The sequence below is a fragment of the Nocardiopsis sp. CNR-923 genome, from assembly GCF_001942255.1.
In the GTDB taxonomy this organism is placed as follows: domain Bacteria; phylum Actinomycetota; class Actinomycetes; order Streptosporangiales; family Streptosporangiaceae; genus Nocardiopsis.
In genome coordinates, this window is the sequence record NZ_MKKC01000036.1 from 1 (window position 1) to 1,792 (window position 1,792).

Here is a 1,792-nt window from a genome sequence, read left to right on the forward strand (position 1 = left end):
CGAGCCCGTCGTCCGGGTGGACGACCTGCGGGTGACGTTCCCGACGATGGACGGGGACGTCCACGCGGTGAACGGGTTGTCCTTCGAGGTGCCCCGTGGCGGGGCGTTGGGGATCGTGGGCGAGTCGGGCTCGGGCAAGAGCGTGACCTCGCTGGCGTTGATGGGGTTGCACCGGGGGTCGCGGGCGCGGATCTCGGGGTCGATCCAGGTCGCGGGCCAGGACGTGGTGGCGGCCTCGGACCAGCGGTTGCGGCGGATGCGCGGCAACGACATCGCGATGGTGTTCCAGGACCCGATGCAGTCGCTGCACCCGCAGTACACGATCGGGAACCAGTTGGTCGAGGCGTACCGGGTGCATCATCCGAAGGCGTCGCGGGCGCGGGCGAGGGCGCGGGCGGTCGAGTCGTTGGAGCGGGTGGGGATTTTGGATCCGGCGCGGCGGGTGAACTCCTATCCGCATGAGTTCTCGGGGGGGATGCGTCAGCGGGTGGTGATCGCGATGGGGTTGATGTGCGATCCCAAGGTGTTGTTGGCCGATGAGCCGACCACGGCGTGGACGTGACGGTGCAGGCGCAGGTGTTGGACCTGTTGGACGGGTTGCGTCGGGATCTGGACATGGGGTTGATCCTGGTCTCGCATGATCTGGCGGTGGTGGCGGGGTCGGTGGACCAGGTGGTGGTGATGCGCCACGGTGTGGCGGTGGAGCGGGGGGACGTGCGTTCGGTGCTGTCGGAGCCCGCGCATCCCTACACGCGGGCTTTGTTGGCGGCGGTGCCCAGGGTGGAGGTGTCCCGGGCCCAGCGCCGCGCCCGGGACCGGGCCGAGCGCGCCGAGCGGGCTGGGCGGGTTGAGCGGGGTGGGGGTGTGGTGGCCGGGTCGGCGGAGGCGGGGGCTGGTGTTCCTTCGGGCTCCGCCTCGGGCTCTGCCTCGGGCTCTGTTTCGTCTGGTTCCTCGGGCTCTGCCTCCGTCTCGTCTGGTTCCTCGGGCTCTGTTTCGTCTGGTTCCTCGGCCTTGTCCGGGGCGCGTTGTTGCGGGTGGAGGATGTGGCGCAGTGTTTCAGGGTGCGTGGTGGTCTGTGGGGTCGGGCGTCGGATTTCTGGGCGGTCAAGGGTGTGTCCTTCGATCTGTTCCGGGGGGAGACGTGGGGATCGTGGGGGAGTCGGGGTCGGGTAAGTCGACTCTGTCGCGGATGGTGATGCGGTTGCTGGAGCCGACCCGGGGTCGGGTGGAGTTCGAGGGCCGTGACATCACGCATGTGTCGGAGCGGGAGTTGCGTCCGTTGCGGCGGGATGTGCAGATGGTGTTCCAGAACCCGTATTCGTCGTTGAATCCGCGGGTGACGGTGGGGGAGGCGATCGGTACCGCGTTGCGGGTGCAGGGGGAGCGGGACGGGGCGAGGATTCGGGCGCGGGTGCGGGAGTTGTTGGAGCGGGTGGGGCTTTCGGCTGATCATTACAACCGGTTCCCGCACGCGTTTTCGGGGGGTCAGCGGCAGCGGGTCGCGATCGCGCGGGCGTTGATCGTGAAGCCGAAGTTGATCGTGTGTGATGAGCCGGTGTCGGCGTTGGATGTGTCGACGCAGGATCAGGTGTTGAGGTTGTTGTCGGAGTTGCAGGATGATTTCGGGTTGACGTATATCTTCGTGGCGCATGATCTGGCGGTGGTGCGGCAGGTTTCGGATCGGGTCGCGGTGATGCGTGGGGGCGAGGTCGTGGAGTTGGGCGACAGCGACAGTGTGTATGAGTCGCCGTCCTCGGAGTACACGCGTCAGTTGCTGGGGGCGGCGCCGGTG

Annotated in this window: 1 pseudogene; it reads left to right on the forward strand. The window is 67.9% G+C overall.

Annotated elements, in window-relative coordinates:
- Window positions 1–1,792: pseudogene (locus tag BJF83_RS28290) on the forward strand (dipeptide ABC transporter ATP-binding protein); the annotation flags it as partial.